14 protein-coding genes and 1 riboswitch are annotated in these 17667 nt (G+C 61.1%); of the genes, 5 read left to right on the top strand and 9 right to left on the bottom strand.

Going from position 1 to position 17667, the window contains the following annotated elements; all coding sequences use genetic code 11:
* Positions 1-116 precede the first annotated feature (116 nt).
* Positions 117-1040 (bottom strand): homoserine O-succinyltransferase, encoded by a 924-nt coding sequence (gene metA, locus J7U39_RS26210; protein ID WP_210632708.1) that lies wholly within the window; start codon positions 1038-1040, stop codon positions 117-119.
* A gap of 48 nt (positions 1041-1088) precedes the next feature.
* A riboswitch (SAM riboswitch) is annotated at positions 1089-1166 on the bottom strand.
* Positions 1167-1319: 153 nt separating this feature from the next.
* Between metA and J7U39_RS26205 the strand changes: the two genes are divergently transcribed.
* Positions 1320-3179 carry an ABC transporter ATP-binding protein/permease gene (locus J7U39_RS26205; RefSeq protein WP_210632707.1) on the top strand — a complete coding sequence of 620 codons (1860 nt, stop codon included), beginning with the start codon at positions 1320-1322 and terminating at the stop codon, positions 3177-3179.
* Between the two features lie 63 nt (positions 3180-3242).
* Here J7U39_RS26205 and J7U39_RS26200 read toward each other — a convergent pair whose 3' ends face one another.
* From J7U39_RS26200 to J7U39_RS26190, 3 genes are all read right to left on the bottom strand, one after another.
* Positions 3243-5063, bottom strand: a complete 1821-nt coding sequence (locus J7U39_RS26200) for an ABC-F family ATP-binding cassette domain-containing protein (protein ID WP_210632706.1) — start codon at positions 5061-5063, stop codon at positions 3243-3245.
* 3 nt (positions 5064-5066) lie between these two features.
* Positions 5067-5717 carry a thiamine diphosphokinase gene (locus tag J7U39_RS26195; RefSeq protein ID WP_210632705.1) on the bottom strand — a complete coding sequence of 217 codons (651 nt, stop codon included), beginning with the start codon at positions 5715-5717 and terminating at the stop codon, positions 5067-5069.
* A 66-nt stretch (positions 5718-5783) separates the two neighbouring features.
* The gene (locus J7U39_RS26190) at positions 5784-6311 is read right to left on the bottom strand and encodes a MarR family winged helix-turn-helix transcriptional regulator (protein WP_210632704.1); all 528 of its coding nucleotides are present in this window, start codon (positions 6309-6311) and stop codon (positions 5784-5786) included.
* A 114-nt stretch (positions 6312-6425) separates the two neighbouring features.
* On the opposite strand from J7U39_RS26190, the gene J7U39_RS26185 reads away from it, so the two are divergent.
* Positions 6426-7964, top strand: coding sequence for an MDR family MFS transporter (locus J7U39_RS26185; protein WP_210632703.1), 1539 nt, complete (start codon positions 6426-6428; stop codon positions 7962-7964).
* 383 nt (positions 7965-8347) lie between these two features.
* On the top strand, positions 8348-9892 hold the full coding sequence (locus J7U39_RS26180; RefSeq protein WP_210632702.1) for a M48 family metalloprotease: 1545 nt from the start codon (positions 8348-8350) through the stop codon (positions 9890-9892).
* 52 nt (positions 9893-9944) lie between these two features.
* Here the strand turns inward: J7U39_RS26180 and J7U39_RS26175 are convergent, their stop codons facing one another.
* The 5 genes from J7U39_RS26175 to J7U39_RS26155 all read right to left on the bottom strand — a co-directional run bounded on the left by J7U39_RS26175 (position 9945) and on the right by J7U39_RS26155 (position 16266).
* Positions 9945-10808: an RNA polymerase factor sigma-32 gene (locus J7U39_RS26175; protein WP_011427212.1), complete on the bottom strand. Its 864-nt coding sequence runs from the start codon at positions 10806-10808 to the stop codon at positions 9945-9947.
* Positions 10809-11181: 373 nt separating this feature from the next.
* Complete coding sequence (locus J7U39_RS26170) at positions 11182-11754, bottom strand: CarD family transcriptional regulator (RefSeq protein WP_011427211.1); 573 nt, start codon at positions 11752-11754, stop codon at positions 11182-11184.
* A 393-nt stretch (positions 11755-12147) separates the two neighbouring features.
* On the bottom strand, positions 12148-12486 hold the full coding sequence (gene fdxA / locus J7U39_RS26165; protein ID WP_210633049.1) for a ferredoxin FdxA: 339 nt from the start codon (positions 12484-12486) through the stop codon (positions 12148-12150).
* A gap of 190 nt (positions 12487-12676) precedes the next feature.
* Positions 12677-13081, bottom strand: a complete 405-nt coding sequence (locus tag J7U39_RS26160) for an RNA-binding S4 domain-containing protein (protein ID WP_210632701.1) — start codon at positions 13079-13081, stop codon at positions 12677-12679.
* Between the two features lie 2 nt (positions 13082-13083).
* Positions 13084-16266 carry a helicase-related protein gene (locus tag J7U39_RS26155; protein ID WP_210632700.1) on the bottom strand — a complete coding sequence of 1061 codons (3183 nt, stop codon included), beginning with the start codon at positions 16264-16266 and terminating at the stop codon, positions 13084-13086.
* A 797-nt stretch (positions 16267-17063) separates the two neighbouring features.
* On the opposite strand from J7U39_RS26155, the gene J7U39_RS26150 reads away from it, so the two are divergent.
* Together J7U39_RS26150 and J7U39_RS26145 are read left to right on the top strand one after the other, a co-directional pair.
* Positions 17064-17219, top strand: a complete 156-nt coding sequence (locus tag J7U39_RS26150; RefSeq protein ID WP_003543790.1) for a DUF3309 family protein — start codon at positions 17064-17066, stop codon at positions 17217-17219.
* A gap of 27 nt (positions 17220-17246) precedes the next feature.
* Positions 17247-17507, top strand: a complete 261-nt coding sequence (locus J7U39_RS26145; protein ID WP_009991900.1) for a glycine zipper domain-containing protein — start codon at positions 17247-17249, stop codon at positions 17505-17507.
* Positions 17508-17667: the final 160 nt, after the last annotated feature.

Raw genomic sequence — 17667 nt, 5'->3', positions numbered from 1 at the left:
TCGACTGTCCGTTCCTTTGCGCGTCCGATAAAAACGCGCAGCGCTATAGGGTTCCGGACCGGAACCTGCCCGCATTTGTTCCAAACCGCAACCAGGCAGGTCAGAAAGAAATTCCATTAAAGATCCATGCCGATCTCTTCGACGTCATAGGGCGTCGTCTGGTAAATCTCGTTGATCCAGTTGCCGAACAAGAGGTGCGCGTGGCTGCGCCAGCGGTTCTGAGGCGCAAGTGCCGGATCATTATGCGGGAAGTAATTGTGCGGCATCTTGATCGGCACGCCGGCATCCACATCGCGGAAATACTCGTCCGAAAGTGAGGTGGAATCATATTCGACATGATTGAACATGTAGAGCCGCCGGCCCCTTTTCTCATGCACGAGGCAGACGCCCATCTCGCTCGATTCCATCAGAATTTCCAGGCTTTCGCATTTCTCGATGTCGGCGCGGCGCACCTCGGTCCAGCGCGACACCGGCACCTCGAAGTTGTCGGAAAAGCCGTTCAGATAGATGGAGGAAGGCTTCAGGTTCCGGTGCCGGTAGACGCCGAAGGCCTTTTCCTTCAGCTCGTATTTCGGAACGCCGTGGAAGTGATAGATCGCCGCCATCGCGCCCCAGCAGACGTTCATCGTCGAATGGACGTTGGTCTCCGTCCAATTGAAGATCTCCTGCATTTCTGCCCAATAGGTAACGTCCTCATAGGGGAGGAGCTCGATCGGGGCTCCGGTGATGATGAAGCCGTCGAACTTGCGCTGCTTCACCTCTTCCCAGGTCTGGTAGAAGGCGAGCAGGTGATCTTCGGATGTGTTCTTTGCCTTGTGGCCGCCGATGCGGATGAGTGACAGCTCCACCTGCAGCGGCGAAGCGCCGACGAGACGGGCCATCTGCAGTTCGGTCTTGATCTTGTTCGGCATCAGGTTGAGCAGGCCGATCTGCAACGGTCTTATATCCTGACGGATCGCCATCGTCTCGGTCAGCACCCGCACGCCTTCCTGAACCAGGGTTTCGAAGGCGGGCAGCGTATCGGGGATCTTGATGGGCATTGCGGTCAACTCGATCAAAAATAAAAAACCGGCGGCGAAAAAATCGCTACCGGTCCGCACGCGGCCCTTTAGCGACTTTTTTAACGTGGCTGCAAGCCGGCCGGCCAAATCACCACGGAGTGCCTTAATTAGTCCCAGTTGAGCCGCGAATCAACTCCGAATGCATGCGGGAGTGGCCCGTCAAGAATCATCACACTTTAATGACTGATAGAATCTGTTGATAGACCGGTAACGCCACCATGTTAATAATGACAGTATGGGCGGTGTTGGAAAAGCGTGATGGCAGACAAGATCGAAGGGAGGCCGGGCATCCGGAAGCAGGATAGGGTAGGGTATGATTTCAGCCTGACATATCGCCTCGGTGTGATGTTCTCAGCATTCTGGAATTCGCAAGTTCGCGGCAAGGTGCTGTTTCTGGCGACCGTGCTGATCCTCGTCATCCTGGCGACGGCCTATGGCCAGGTCATTCTCAATGAGTGGAACGCCCCTTTCTACGATTCGCTCGAGCGCCGCGACCTCGGCGAATTCTTCCACCAGCTCGAAATCTTCGCGATGATCGCCGGCACGCTGCTGCTGCTCAACGTGTTGCAGGCTTGGCTGAACCAGATGACCGCGCTTTATATGCGCGAAGGCCTGTCACGCGATCTCGTCGACCAGTGGCTGAAGCGTAAGCGGGCGCTGCGGCTCGCCTCCAGCGGCCTGATCGGCGTCAATCCGGATCAGCGCCTGCACGAGGATTCCCGCAACCTTGCCGAAAGCACGACCGGGCTCGTCCTCGGGCTGCTGCAATCGACCATTCTTCTGGTGAGCTTCATCGGCGTGCTCTGGGAGCTTTCGAGCGGCTTCATCTTCCACATCAGCGGCCACAGCTTCTCCATACCGGGCTATATGGTCTGGGCGGCGATTTTCTATGCAGCTTCCGCCTCGGTGTTGAGCCAGGTCGTCGGCCGCAAGCTGGTCAAGCTCAATGCCGACCGCTTCTCGAAGGAGGCCGAGCTTCGTTTCACGCTGATGCATGCCAACGAGAACATGCCGGCGATCACCGTCGCCCGCGGCGAGGAGAACGAACGCCGGCGTATCAATACCGACATCAGTTCGGTACTGAGGGTCGTCAAGCGGCTCGCCATGGCCAATACCAATCTCACCTGGGTTTCGGCCGGCTACGGCTGGCTGGTGATCGTCATTCCGATCATCGTTGCCGCACCCGCCTATTTTTCCGGCGGCCTCACCCTCGGCCAGCTGATGATGTCGGTCGGCGCCTTCAACCAGGTCAATACGGCGTTGCGCTGGTATGTCGCCAATTTCGGCCCGATCGCCGAATGGCGTGCCACGCTGATGCGCGTCACCGACTTCCGCCAGGCGTTGCTCGACATGGACGAGGGCTTTGGCGTGAAGGGAAGCATCGCCTATGAAGACACCGCCGCCGACAGGCTGACGCTGAAGGATGTGGTGATCAATGCCAAGATCGGCGAAGACATCGAGGAATGCGGCGGTTTTCGCCTGCGAGAAACCGATATCGTGATCAAGGCCGGCGAAAAAATCATGATCAACGGCGATCATAGCGTCAACCGCAAGCTGCTGTTCCAGGCCTTGGCCGGGCTCTGGCCGTGCGGCAGCGGCACGATGGGTCTGCCGCCGATCGACGACATGCTGTTCGTTCCGCAAATCGCCTATATTCCGGGCGGCACGTTGCGCGAGGCGTTGGCCTTCCCCGAAAGCGCCGATGCCTACGAGCAAGCTGCGGTCGAGGCGGCCCTTGAAAAGGCCGGCCTGCACTCTCTGATCGCAAGGCTCGATACCCGCGCCCGCTGGGACAAGCTGCTCGACGGCGATGAACAGAAGGCGATCGGCTTCGCGCGCCTGCTGCTGGTGCGCCCGCGCTGGATCATCTTCGACGAAGTGCTCGAGGGCATGGAGCCGGAATGGCAGGAAACGATGTGCAGCGTGCTGACTTCGATGCCCGAAATCGGCATGATCTATATCGGCCGCTCTGAAACTTATCTGGAGGCGTTGCAGCCCCGGGTGCTGCATCTGCAGGCTCTGCCCTCGAGATCCGAAGAGCCGCAGCAGCAGGTCGCCCAGACCACCGGCGCCAGCGCCAGTGCCGGCGCAGCCGCCGTCCCCGCGCCGGCGCTTTAGGACGCCCCCTTATCGGCAGGACCCCTGCCTACAACGTGACGCAAGCGGCTGAGTGCGAGAGTCTCAGCCCTCCAGTTCTTCCCGCAGCATTTCGAGCTCCAGCCATTCCTCTTCCATCTTGGTCAGGCTGACTCGCAGCTTCTCCATCTCGCCTGCAAGGCGGTTGAAGGCAACGGGGTCGCGCGTGAAGAGATTGGGATCGGCCATGACAAGTTCGCGCTTGGCGATCTCGGCCTCGGCCTTGGCCATTTCCTTCGGCAGATTGTCCAGCGCGAATTTCTGCTTGAAGGAAAGCTTGCCCTTCGAGGCTGCGCCGGAAGCTGTTGTCTCCTGGGTCTTCGGTTTCTCCGCCGCTTTCTCGGCTTTCCTGCGCTCGTCGAGTACGCCCTTGCGCTGCGCCAACATGTCCGTATAGCCGCCGGCATATTCGATCCATCGGCCGTCGGGCGCATCCGGCACGGCGGGCGCGATCGTCGAGGTTACGGTGCGGTCGAGAAAGTCACGATCGTGGCTGACGAGGATGACGGTGCCGGGAAAGCCGGCGACGATTTCCTGCAGGAGGTCGAGCGTCTCGATGTCGAGATCGTTGGTCGGTTCGTCAAGGATCAGGAGGTTTGCCGGGCGCGCCAGGATGCGCGCCAGCATCAGCCGGGCGCGCTCGCCGCCGGAGAGGCTCTTGATCGGTGTTCGCGCCTGCTCCGGCTGGAACAGGAATTCTTTCATGTAGCCGGTGACGTGGCGCTGCTCGCCATTGACGAGCAGGTTTTCGCCGCGCCCGTCGGTCAGGTAGTTTGCAAGCGTCTCCTCGGGCTTGAGGTCCTCGCGCTTCTGGTCGAGGGTGGCGATCTCCAGGTTGGTGCCCAGCTTCACCGTGCCGCCGTCCGGCGAAAGCTGGCCGGTCAGCATTTTCAAGAGCGTCGTCTTGCCGGCGCCGTTCGGCCCGACGAGACCGATGCAATCGCCGCGATGGACGCGGATCGAGAACGGTGTGACGATTGCCCGGTCGCCGAAGCTCTTGGTGATCTTCTCGGCCTCGATCACCAGCTTGCCGGATTCCTGCGCATCCGAAATCGTCGCCTGCACCGTGCCCTGCGGGCCCTTGTGGCCACGATATTGCGAACGCATCGTCTGCAGCTCGCCGAGACGGCGCATATTGCGCTTGCGCCGGGCCGTGACGCCGTAGCGCAGCCAGTGCTCCTCGCGCTCGATTGCCTTGCCGAGCTTGTGCTGCTCGAGCTCCTCGGCCTCCAGCACCTGGTCGCGCCAGGCTTCGAAATGCGCAAAGCCCCTGTCGAGCCGGCGCGAGGCGCCGCGATCGAGCCAGACGGTTGCCGTCGAAACTTTTTCGAGGAACCGCCGGTCGTGCGAGATCAGCACCAGGGCGCTGCGCGTCTTTTGCAACTCGCCTTCCAGCCATTCGATGGTCGGCAGGTCGAGATGGTTGGTCGGCTCGTCGAGCAGGAGAATGTCGGGCTCCGGCGCCAGCACGCGGGCAAGGGCGGCCCGTCGCGATTCACCGCCGGAAAGGGTATTTGGATCCTCCTCACCGGTGAGGCCGAGGTGGGACAGAAGATAGGTGACGCGATAGGGATCGTCGCCGGGTCCCAGACCAGCCTCGGCATAGGCCTGAACGGTGCTGAAACTGGCAAAGTCCGGCGCCTGTTCGAGATAGCGCACCGTCGAGGACGGATGACGGAAAACTTCGCCGGACTGCGCCTCGACCAGGCCGGCGGCGATCTTCAGCAGCGTCGATTTTCCCGAGCCGTTACGGCCGACGAGACAGATCTTGTCGCCGGGCTCGACCTGCAGGGAAGCGCCCGCCAGCAGCGGTGCGCCGCCGAAGCTCAGGAAGATATCGTCGAGTTTCAGAATGGGAGGGGCCAAAAATCAGACTCCGGAAAGATCATAGGGGCGGGCAAGCACGATCGCCCGGCCGCTCTCGAGCGAAAGGCGAACCTTGCCTTCCGCGACATTTGAAATGGTGCGCGACGAGCCGAAAGGCAGATGGAAATCGGTGAGCGGATAACGCGCATTCTCGATAGAAAGTCCGGTCAGCGGCCCAAATCCGGGCACGGAAAACAGGCTGCCTTTGGGAAGATCGAGCTCGATCGTGCCGGGAACCAGCGGCACTGCCTCTTCCTTGCCCGAGGTCAGCAGTACGTCGAAACCCTTTTCCGCCAAGCCGACAGCCGACAGCAGATGCTGAAGCGCATGATCGGAGCGTTCGCCGGCGAGCGCGCCGGCGAGGATCAGCCGCCGCGCGCCACGTGCGATCGCTTCCGATACGGCGATTTCGCCGTCCGTTGCCGCCTTCGCTGCGGGATAGGGCTGTTTCGGCACATCGAGAAAACCCGCTTCGAGCTCGGGGGGCGTCGAATCGAAATCGCCGACCCAGAGCTCAGGCATGACACCAAGCGCCATCGCATGCCGCATGCCGCCATCGGCCGCGATGAAGCGGCTGCCGCCGATCGCGTGGCGCAGGCGTTCCGTCAGGCTGAGTTCGCCGCCGAGCAGAATGGTGAAGGTGGATTGGCTCATGGGCACTGCCCTTAGCGCAAACGGGGGGGCGAGGGGAAGGGGCACCACCGACGGACGGCTTTCGCCTCAACCGGGCGTGTCCTTGTCGCGCGAGAGAAAGATTGCCTCGTAGCCACCGATGAAACGTTCGAACAGCGTCGCGAAACGCTCTATATCCTCGCGTGGCCAATCGGAGACGATCTCGGAGATAATGGCCATTTTCTGCGCATGGATCTCGGCAAGCAGCGCCTGGCCAGCGTCGGTGATGACGACGACGATCCGCCGCGCGTCGGCCTGGGAGGCTTCGCGCCGCAAGACGTTGCGTCCGACCATCTCGGCCACCACCCGGCTCGCGCGCGACGGGTCGATGCGCAGCATCTCCGCGATCAAGCCGACGGTGACCTCGCCGGGCGACCCAGCCCGGCGCACGGCGTCGAGCACGTCGAGGTGGGAGAGCTCAAGGCCCGGTGCGGCGCTCTGGATCGCCAGCCTGCCGATCAGCCGTCGGCCGGTCATCAGGCGCATGCGCGCCATGCTCCTGCCGATGCGAGGCAGGTTCTCATCGTCCGGCTCGGCCCGACTGTTGGACAGGATCTTCGTCAGCGTCTCATTCATGACCGAACCATAGCAGAGCGGAGGTCAAAATTGAATATGCCGGGGTCACTCATATGCCGTTGACAAATACATGCTGATAGCACATAAAATAGTTCGAACCCGGAAATATGCCTCATGGACATGCAACCCGCGCCTGCGCCGCTCGTGACGGACCCTCGTCGCCGGCTTATCCTCTTCTTCTTTCTGATGACCGCCTTGTTCATGGCGACGCTTGATAATCAGATCGTCTCCACGGCGTTGCCGACAATTGTCGGCGAGTTCGGCCATCTCGAGCGTTTCGGCTGGATCGGCTCGGCCTACCTGTTGGCGCTCAGCGCCGTCATGCCGCTCTACGGCAAGCTCGGCGATCTCTTCGGCCGCAAATATGTGATGATGACGGCGATCGGAATCTTCACCGTCGGCTCCGCAGTCTGCGGCCTGGCTGTCTCGATGAATACGCTGATCGCCGCTCGTGTGCTGCAGGGCCTCGGCGGTGGCGGCATCATGGTGTCGATCTTTGCCGTCAACGCCGATCTGTTCGAGCCGCGCGAGCGGGCGCGCTATCAAAGCTATTCCAGCCTCGTGCTGATGGCTTCAGGCGCGATCGGCCCGGTGCTCGGGGGGACGATGAGCGATCTCTTCGGCTGGCGCTCGATCTTCCTCGTCAACGTGCCGATCGGTTTCGTCGTGCTCACCGGGCTTGCCTTCATGCTGCCCTACCGCAAGCCGCATCGGCGCCCGAAGATCGATTATGCCGGCGCGCTGCTGATCGCGCTGACGACGACGAGCATCGTGCTTGCCACAGACAGCAGCGAATTGTTCGGCTCGATGATCTCACCACAGAGTATCGGGATCGTCGCCTTCGGCGCCGTCTGCGCCGTCACCTGGGTGTTCGTCGAGCGCCGCGCGCCGGAGCCGATCGTTCCGCTGCAGCTCTTCCGCAATTCAACCTTCAGCCTGCTGCTGGTAATATCGGTGATGGGCGGCGCCATCGCCATCGGCATGGTCAACTATCTCGCTCTCTTCCTGCAGACGACGACCGGCCTTTCGCCATCGGCCGCCGGCCTTCTCTTCATTCTGCTGACCGGGGGTCTCGTCTGCGGGTCGCTGTCGGCCGGGCGTATCATCTCGATGACCGGTCGCTACAAACCCTTCGCCATCGCAAGCCTCACCTGCAGCGCCATTGCCTTCGCGCTGATGTCGCAGGTCCATGCGGGAACGCCGATCGCCTTCATCGGCGCGATCATGATGCTGCATGGCATCGGCATCGGCCTTGCGCAGCAGGTCCCCGTCATCGGCGTGCAGAATGCCGCCCCCGCCCGCGACGTCGGCGCCGCCACCGGCTCGGTGACACTCTCGCGCATGGGCGGGGCCTCGATCGCCATATCAATCTATGGCGCGATCATCGCCTCCGGGCTCGGCAAGGTCGGCGCTCCCATTGCCGATGTTGCCGATATCGAACAGCTGACGCCGAAGATGATGGCCGCCCTTCCCGCAGCGAGCCGCCAGGCCGTCGCAGATGTCTATGCCGCCGCCTTCTCGCCCCTTTTCATGACTTCCTGCGCCATTGCCCTGATCGGCCTTGCTGCCGCAATGACGCTGAAGCCCGTGCAACTGCCGCGCACCGGCGAAACGAAGCGACCGCAATCGGCGGCGGCGGAAGCGGCGGAATAGACTACATAATGGGAATATGCACCAGCAGACGTTCTCTATCGCATAGATAGATCAAAAGTTGCGATTTTCTCGCAGGGCTGCCGTTATCCCACCTGTTGCTTCAATCATGCCGTTCTTTTTCCGCGCCTCTGACAAATCTATGACTGGTGACGGAACTTTCGCCATAATTTCATCCGAGCGAAGGGAGACCTCGATGCCTGAGGCTTGCTAAAATGCAACGGCGCCACAATTAAACAGAGTCTCGCTATGCAACCGATGCGTAAATCAGTTACAGCAACGACGTGTATCGGCCTAGCATGCGGCGCGAGATCAGGGGTGCGCACCTGTTGAGTTCCCCTTGCCAAGGCCGGTCTCCATCTGCGGCAAACCGGCAAAACAGCGACATGATGCAGAGAACCAGACTGGACAGCTTGACGACGTGGAAATCGCCCGCGCTTTCCAGTGATGTCATCTCTGCGACGCGGCGCTTCGCCCGCCGCCTGATGCTGCTTTCAACCGTCGGAATGGCGCTGAACGGGTGTCAGTCGCTGATCGAACAATCCTACCAGCCGAGCATCTCGCCTTCCTCCAATCCGCAGATCGTCGACGAGGTGCAGAAGAACGATCCGCGCGCGGCGATGGGTGCCCGCGAGCATCCGCGCATCGTGGCAAGCTACGGCGGCGAATACAAGGATGCCAAGACCGAGCGCCTCGTCGCCCGCATTGCCGGCGCGCTGACGGCGGTGTCGGAAAATCCGAGCCAGTCCTACCGTATCACCATCCTGAACTCGCCTGCGATCAACGCCTTCGCGCTGCCGGGCGGTTACCTCTACGTCACCCGCGGTCTGCTTGCCCTTGCCAACGACGCCTCGGAAGTCGCCGCTGTGCTGTCGCACGAAATGGGCCACGTGACAGCGAATCACGGTATCGAGCGGCAGAAGCGCGAAGAAGCCGAAGTCATTGCCAGCCGCGTCGTCGCCGAGGTCCTATCGAGCGACATCGCCGGCAAGCAGGCGCTTGCCCGGGGCAAGCTCAGGCTTGCCGCTTTCTCCCGCCAGCAGGAGCTGCAGGCCGATGTCATCGGCGTGCGCATGCTCGGCGAAGCCGGTTACGACCCCTATGCCGCCGCCCGTTTCCTCGATTCGATGGCGGCCTACAGCCGCTTCATGTCGGTCGACCCGGAAGCCGACCAGAGCCTCGACTTCCTCTCGAGCCATCCGAACTCCGCCCAGCGCATCGAGCTTGCCCGCACCCATGCGCGCGCCTTCGGCCAGGAAGGGAGGGTCGGCGACAAGGGTCGCGACTATTATCTCGATGGCATTGACGGCCTGCTCTATGGCGACAGTCCGGAAGAAGGCTACGTACGCGGCCAGACTTTCCTGCATGGCGGCCTCGGCATCCGCTTCGACGTACCGGAGGACTTCAAGATCGACAATAAGGTCGAAGCCGTGATGGCCACCGGCCCCAACGACATCGCCGTCCGCTTCGATGGCGTTGCCGACAACCAGAACCAGAGCCTCACAAACTATATCTCCAGCGGCTGGGTGACCGGTCTCGACCCATCGACCATTCAACAGATCACCGTCAATGGCATGGAAGCAGCCACCGCTCGCGCAAGTGCCGACCGCTGGGATTTCGATGTCACCGTCATCCGCAACAATGCGCAGATCTTCCGTTTCCTGACCGCCGTACCGAAGGGCAGCGACGCCCTCGAACCGACGGCCAATGTTCTGCGCGCCAGTTTCCGGCGCATGACACCGGCGGAGGCAGCCTCGCTGAAGCCGCTGCGCATTCGTGTCGTCACGGTCCGGCCAGGCGAGAACATCTCGACGCTTGCCGCGCGCATGATGGGCACCGATCGCAAGCTTGATCTCTTCAAGCTCATCAATGCCCTGCCGACGGGTGCGGCCGTTTCCCCTGGCGATCGCGTCAAAATCATCGCCGAATGAAAAAAGCCCGGCTTGCGCCGGGCCAGGCAGTGCTGCTGGAGGGTAAAGAAGTTCAGGCGTAGGCCGCCATATGCGGGTCGGCGCTGACCAGCGCGCTACGAAGCTTTTCCATCGCCCGGCTTTCGATCTGGCGCACGCGCTCCTTGGAAATGCCGAGATCGGCGCCCAGTTCTTCGAGCGTGGCGCCGTCTTCCGCCAGGCGCCGGGCGCTGATGATCTTCATCTCACGTTCGTTGAGATGTTTCAGCGCCGAAGCGAGCCAGACGCGGCGGCGCTCGCCGTCGATCATATTGGAAACTTGCTCGTCCGGCAGCGGATCGTCGCTGACGAGGAAATCCATCTTTTCCGCGCTCTCGGCATCGCCGGAGACGGAAGGCGCCTGCAGCGAAGCGTCGTTGCCGGAAAGCCTGGCATCCATGGTCTGGACATCGGCGAGGCTGACGCCGAGGGCAGCGGCGATTTCCTGATGAATGGATTGCAGAGTCAGTTGCGTATCGCCTCTCGCGAGCTTGGCGCGCAGACGGCGCAGATTGAAGAACAGCGCCTTCTGCGCCGAACTGGTGCCGCCGCGCACGATCGACCAGTTGCGCAGGATATAGTCCTGGATCGACGCCCTGATCCACCAGCTGGCATAGGTCGAAAAGCGCACGTCACGTTCCGGTTCGAAACGCGCGGCGGCTTCCAGCAGGCCCACATAGCCCTCTTGCACGAGGTCGCTCATCGGCAGACCGAAATTGCGGAACTTGCCAGCCATGGAGATAACCAGCCGCATATGCGCCATGGCGATTTGGTTGCGTGCACCGCGATCATCGTGATCTTTCCAGCGGGTGGCGAGATCATGCTCTTCCTGACGGGCGAGATAGGGGGCGGCCATCGCGATTTTGATCATGCGCCGATCTGCAGACATGTTCTTCATTTCGATCTCCCGAAAGGCCTTCGCCCTCAAAATGGACAATAAAACTCACATTCCGGAACATCGCTGTCCGGACTGAATGGGGTTCCGAATGCAAAAGGGCCTCACCCCTGGACTTTTCAGGGAGAGGCCCTATCTCTCATCACGTGCCGCTAAGACGGCTGGGTCGGACTTGTTTCTTCACGTTGCCGAACGGGCAATATTGAAAAGGCATGATCCGCTCCTCACCGAATATTGACGGAATAGCAGTTCGCCCGACGAGTTTGCGCCCGACGAGCAGTCCGCAATTACGTGTGGTAAACGCGTCAGTCGGGAAAAAGTTCCAATAAAAAACCCGGCGCGACGGCCGGGTTTTTTTGGGAGAGACAGGCTTGCCTTAAGCGGCTTCGTCCTGCGAATCGTCTTCTTCAATCGCCTTGCCGCGCTTCGGACCCTTGTTGAGATTGGTCTCGACGAGGCGGACGGCTTCGGTTTCCGACATCTTGTTGACAGCGGCGATTTCGCGCGCCATGCGATCGAGCGCTGCTTCGTAGAGCTGGCGCTCGGAATAGGACTGCTCGGGCTGGTTCTCTGCACGATAGAGATCACGCACGACTTCAGCGATGGAAATCAGATCACCGGAATTGATCTTGGCATCATATTCCTGGGCGCGGCGGGACCACATGGTGCGCTTGACGCGCGCCTTGCCCTGCACAACCTTCAACGCACGATCGACGAAATCCGTTTCCGAAAGCTTGCGCATTCCGATGCTCATCGCCTTCGCGACCGGAACTTTAAGGCGCATCTTGTCCTTTTCGAAATCGATAACGAAAAGTTCGAGCTTCATGCCGGCAACTTCTTGCTCTTCGATAGCGGTGATGGTACCGACGCCATGAGCGGGGTAGACGATCGATTCACCGGTCTTGAAGCCGTGACGTGCTGTAGAAGGCTTTTTCTGCTGAGTCGTCATTCTATTCAAAAACTCCCTGTTACGCTTCCGGCGGCGGCCGGAGCCGGGTCAGTCAGGCCCGGTTGAGACGGTTGCATCCGTCGGGTGACTTCACTCTGGTCCCATCAGGCAAAAGCAAGGACTTCTTGCGCGCGATCTGGGGACCCGGCGCTCAAAGCGTTGATATGTCACGGAAACCGCGTACGGATTGGTTTTGCTTTCGTGATGGTTTTGGGCATGCGTCATGCCACAAATGGAACAGTAGGCGAAACCTATCACAAAAATATGAGGAAATCAATAATTTGCTTCGTCTGAGTCATGCGGGCAACACAGATCACCCATATGCCAGACGCAGGATTTAAAACGTTTCACCGCTCAACGGCCCGCATCCGGCGACGAAATCGGACAGCCGTCTTAATCGCCGGAACCCGGCTTTTGGGAGAAATATTTCTCGAATTTTCCGGTCTGGCCGTCCATTTCCTTGGCCTCCGGCAACGGATCCTTCTTGACCGTGATATTCGGCCAAATGCTGGCATATTCGGTATTGATCTTCAGCCACTTGTCGAGGCCCGGCTCGGTATCCGGCTTGATCGCCTCGGCGGGACATTCCGGTTCGCAGACGCCGCAATCGATGCATTCGTCCGGATGGATGACGAGAAAATTCTCGCCTTCATAAAAGCAGTCGACAGGGCAGACTTCCACGCAATCGGTATATTTGCACTTGATGCAATTGTCGGTCACGACATAGGTCATGAAGAACTCCAGGATTTCAAGCGGATGGGGCCGGGCAACCTGGAACGTCGCGCCTATCCCCGTGCCGGGCGAAGCGTGGACAGGCTTGGCAGGCAAGCACGCTTCCGGCAGGTTGTCAGTGACCTATCGGCTTTAGCGCCGGATTTCAAGGGTAAACGATCTGCAAAGCCGCCGCCACAGACAGAGTTTTCTAATCCTCGTCCGACATCAGCCTGTCGATTGCACGTCTTTCCTTTTTGGTCGGACGGCCGGTACCCGCCCCCCGGGTCGCTTGCTCATACGGCGTGAGACGTTTTGTCTCATCCGGCGGCGGGGATTGGTCGTCGTAGAGCAGGCGGGCCTTCTCGTAGGGACCCCGCCGCTCCCCGGCGAGACGCACGATGAGAATGACATCGCGCCGCTCCAGCGTCAGTTCGACGCGGTCGCCCGGCTTGACCATCTGGCTCGGGTGACTGCAGCGCTCGCCGTTGATGCGCACGTGCCCCGACTGGACGTGACTCTGGGCCAGCGAGCGCGACTTCACCATGCGCGTGAAAAACAGCCACTTGTCGATGCGCTGGCGCGAACCGCTTGCCGGCTGTGTCTCCCCGCCCATGATTACTTCTTCATCTGTTCCTTGAGAGCTGCGAGCTTGGCGAAGGGAGAATCCGGATCGATCGGCTTCTCCTTGCGCGGCGGCTTGGCCTCGAAGCGCAGCGGCTGGGCGCCGCGATTGTTGTTGCGGTCGTTACGGTCATTGCGATCGTTCCGCTCGCCGCGGTCCTTCCGATCGCCACGGTCCTGACGATCACCGCGCGGCTGGTCCTTGCGCTCGCCCCTTGCTTGCTGCGGTCTGCCACCGTCACGGCCGCCACCGTCCTTGCCGCGGCCGTGGCGGTTGTCGCGCCCGTCGCCGCCGCGATTGCCTTCGCCGCCTTCACCGCCGTTCGGACGGCGATTGCGTTCGCCGCGCTCATGGTTCTGGCCGCCCCGGCGTTCGCCATGGCCGCCGCGTGCTTGGCGATGGTTGTCATTGCGGCCGCCGAGACGCCACAAAAGAACCGGCTTCGGTTCCGCCGGCTCGCCAGCTTCCCCGGAGGCGGCAGTCTCTGCCGAAGCGGTTGCCTCGGTCACTTCGGCCGCAGCGTTGCTGTCGTTCGCTTCTGTGGCGGGGACGTCGGCCGCCGTCGAAGCCGGCTCGGCTTGGGTCGGCTCGGAAACAGCCTCTTCCGTCGCTCCGTCGGCATCATCGTGATCGGCTTTTTCTGCCGCTTCTTCCGCGGATGTTTCCGCGGAGGCGGCAGGGGCTGAAGCCGCGTCCTGCGCCGCAAGATGGGCCGACGCCTCTTCCGCCTTCACGGCATCGGCGCGATAGCCGAGGCCCTTGAGGATCTCTTCCATGTCCTCGAGCGTCGCCCCGAGAATCGACAGCATCGCCGTCGTCGTCGTGAAACGGCGACCGTCATAGGCGCCCTCCGGACGATTGCTCTGACCGGGCTTCCATTGCAGCAGCGGACGGATGATATCGGCAAGCCGCTCCAGAATGTCGATGCGCACGGCGCGCTTGCCGAGGAAGCGGAAGCCGGCGAGCTTGTAGAACATCCGCTCGAAGCTCGGATCGGTGACGACCGAGGTGCGGCCGGCGGCAAGCACGGGGATGAGATCGCCGTAGCCCGGCTTGTCGAGACCGTCGTTCTTCAACGCCCAGAGCAGCGTGATCAGTTCGGCAGGTGCCGGCTTCAGAAGGGCCGGAACAAAGATATGATAGGCACCGAAACGCACGCCGTAGCGGCGCATGGAGGCGCGAGCCTCCTGATCCAGCGACTTCACCTCTTCGGTGACGTCGCGGCGGAAGAGCACGCCGAGATTTTCGACCAGCTGGAAGGCAAGTCCCTTGGCGAGGCCCTGCAGATCCTCGGCGCGCGACAGATCATCGAGCGGTTTCAATACCGTGCTGATGTGATGATTGACGAAACGTTCGATACGGGCGGCGACGTGATCGCGGGCATTGCCCGTCAACTGCTCGTCGGCGAGCAGGATCACGCGCGGCCGCATGACGTGATCGCTGCCGGAAAGCCGCGCCACGGGATCGCCGAGCCAACGGATCAAGCCATCCGAACCGATCGCCAGATCGCTATTGCCCGCGGCATGCAGCCGGGCCGCACGGGCCTCGAACTCGAGCGCGAGCGCCTTCTGCGACGCAGCCTGAACCGCCTTGGCATCCGGTCCATCCGTTCCCCCCACCGGGGTGAAACGGAATCCGCTCAACTGCCCTACATGATGTCCTTCAACGAAGACATCGCCATTCACACTGATTTCAGCTTCCAGCATCGCATTCTCTCTCAGGCGCTTCATGAGCACAGATGTCCTGCGATCAACAAAGCGTTTCGTCAACCTTTCATGTAACGCATCGGACAATCGATCTTCGATTTCCCGCGTCTTTTCCTGCCAATGTGTCGGATCGGCAAGCCAGCCGGGCCGATTCGAAACGTAGGTCCAGGTCCTTATCTGCGCGATTCGCGCCGAAAGCGTGTCAATTTCCCCATCAGTTCGATCCGAGCGATGAACCTGCTCCGCAAGAAACTGCTCGTTCACCGTGCCATAGCGCACGAGATCGGAAAAGAGGGTCGAAATAAGATCGGCATGTTGGGCCGGAGTGATACGCCGGTAGTCGGGCAGCGCGCAAGCCTCCCAGAGTTTTTCGACGCGGGCCGGCCTGTCGGCGAGGTCGATCACTTCGGGATAGCGCGAAAGCTGCTCGAGCGCCTGCTGATCGACCGCCGGCAGCGCCCGCGTCAGCCCGGGCACGCGCGGCCCGGCCTCCAGGCTGGCGCGCAGCGACTGAATTGAGGAGAAATCCATCTCCGTCGTGCGCCACTGCAGAACCTTGACGTTGTCGAATTCATGTCCCTCGATGCGCTGCACCACTTCCTCGTCGAAGGGCGAGACTTGGCCGGTGACACCGAAGGTGCCGTCCCGCACGTGCCGCCCGGCGCGGCCGGCGATCTGGCCGAGCTCGGCCGGATTGAGGTTGCGGAACTGGTAGCCGTCGAATTTCCGGTCCTGGGCGAAGGCGACGTGATCGACGTCGAGGTTGAGGCCCATGCCGATCGCATCGGTCGCCACCAGATATTCGACGTCGCCCGCCTGATAGAGCGCGACCTGCGCATTGCGGGTGCGCGGGCTCAGCGCCCCCAGCACGACCGCCGCGCCGCCGCGCTGCCGGCGGATGAGCTCGGCGATGGCATAGACCTCATCGGCGGAAAAGGCGACGATGGCCGAGCGCTGCGGCAGCCGGGTGATCTTCTTCTGCCCGGCGTAAAGGAGATGCGAAAGCCGTGGCCGCTCGACGATCGTGACGCCGGGCAGGATCTGCTGCAGGATCGGCCGCATTGTCCCCGCGCCCAGAAGCAGCGTCTCATCCCGGCCGCGAAGGTGCAGGATACGGTCGGTGAAGATATGGCCACGCTCGAGATCGCCGGCGAGCTGGACCTCGTCGATCGCGACAAAGGCGGCTTTGGTCTCCCGCGGCATCGCCTCGACCGTGCAAACGGAAAAACGCGCATTGGGCGGCGAAATCTTTTCTTCGCCCGTGACCAGAGCCACGTTCTGCAAGCCGACCTTCTCCACCACCCGCGTATAGACCTCGCGGGCCAAAAGCCTGAGTGGCAGGCCAATCACGCCGGTCCCATGTGCGACCATGCGCTCGATGGCATAATGGGTCTTGCCGGTATTGGTTGGTCCAAGCACCGCGGTCACACCGCGCCCGCTGAGAATCATCGGCTGCGAAGTCAGAGTCATGGTCCATGCAAGTGAGGCAGGCGCGCCCCGGGAAAAGTTTTGCCATCTCGATGGAGGCACAGAACACATGGACAGCTACTGCCGCAAACGCAAGGGCAGATTTCAAAATGCGTCGGGGATTGCGACTTTTGCGAGTCGTCCGGACGGTCCGCATTTCCGATTCGGAACAGCGTGAGAACGAATCAGAGACGAATCGCTGACTCCTGCTGATTCAGCTTTTGTTCACGGCTAAGTATTGATTTTGAATCACTTTTTCCTACTAAATGCTGAATCGCGGGACTCTCTCCGGTTCGCATTTTGTGACCCTGCCGGAGGTCTGTCATTCGCTTTTTGCCAAGGGAAAAATCCGCCGAAATTAACGTCTCGATCAAATCCGGAACGAATCGGCGACGAATCGCCGACTGCTCTGCTTTCCCCTTTCGTTCACGGCCATATCTGGTGGCGTCGTCATGTTCCGCCCGCTAGATGCGGGGCAGGCGGCAAGATCTCGTCACGTCGGTGTTAATCTTCCGGCGAGCAAATTCACACAGCCTTAAGCCTGACCCGCTTGCCCGTCGGACCGATCAAAAACGGAACGAATCACCGACGAATCGGAGACATCGTGATCTTCCTGCTTTGTTCGCCGCAACATGTTGTATTTCAATGTCTTTTTAACCATACGGGCGATTTGTCAGGGGTGACGGATCACAAACCATGAATCGCGTCGCATCCTAATTCGCGCGCCCAACCGGGAACAAAAATCGCCAATGCGTGTTTCTTGTCCATTCAGATTGCAGATGAAATGAAGGAAAAACACCATGCTTGGCACGATACTTCTCGTTATCCTCATTCTGCTCCTGATCGGAGCCCTGCCGAACTGGGGTTATAGCCGTGGCTGGGGCTATGGACCTTCCGGCGGTTTGGGGCTAGTTCTGGTCATTATCATTATCCTTGTACTAATGGGCCGCATCTAAAGCCCGACTAACCTGGGGAGTTACGACATGATGAAGAAGATTGTTCTTATCGGCGCGCTCGTGGGCGCTCTCGCATCCTGCACCGCGACCGAGCAGGGCACGGCGATCGGCGCCGGCACCGGTGCAGTCATCGGCGGTGCCGTCACCAACAGCTGGGGCGGTGCCGCAGTCGGCGCCGTTGCCGGCGGCCTGACCGGCGCTCTCATCGGCCAGTCGGTCGAACGCCGCGGCTACTGCATCTATCGCGATCGCTACGGCCGCCGCTACGAGGCGCGTTGCCGTTACTGATCGCATCACATATCGGACTCCCAACGGGCGCTTCTGCGCCCGTTTTTCTTTGCCGACACGTCCGTCAACGTGACGTTGATCGGTCATGAAAGTCAAATCCACCAACGCCCATTAGCTAGCCGCATATTTACCTCGTACGCGCAGGGCAGGCGCCATCGCC

The organism is Rhizobium sp. NLR16a, assembly GCF_017948245.1.
Classification (GTDB): domain Bacteria; phylum Pseudomonadota; class Alphaproteobacteria; order Rhizobiales; family Rhizobiaceae; genus Rhizobium.
The sequence above is the reverse complement of the archived record's forward strand: the minus strand, read 5'-3'. Positions and strand labels throughout refer to the sequence as shown.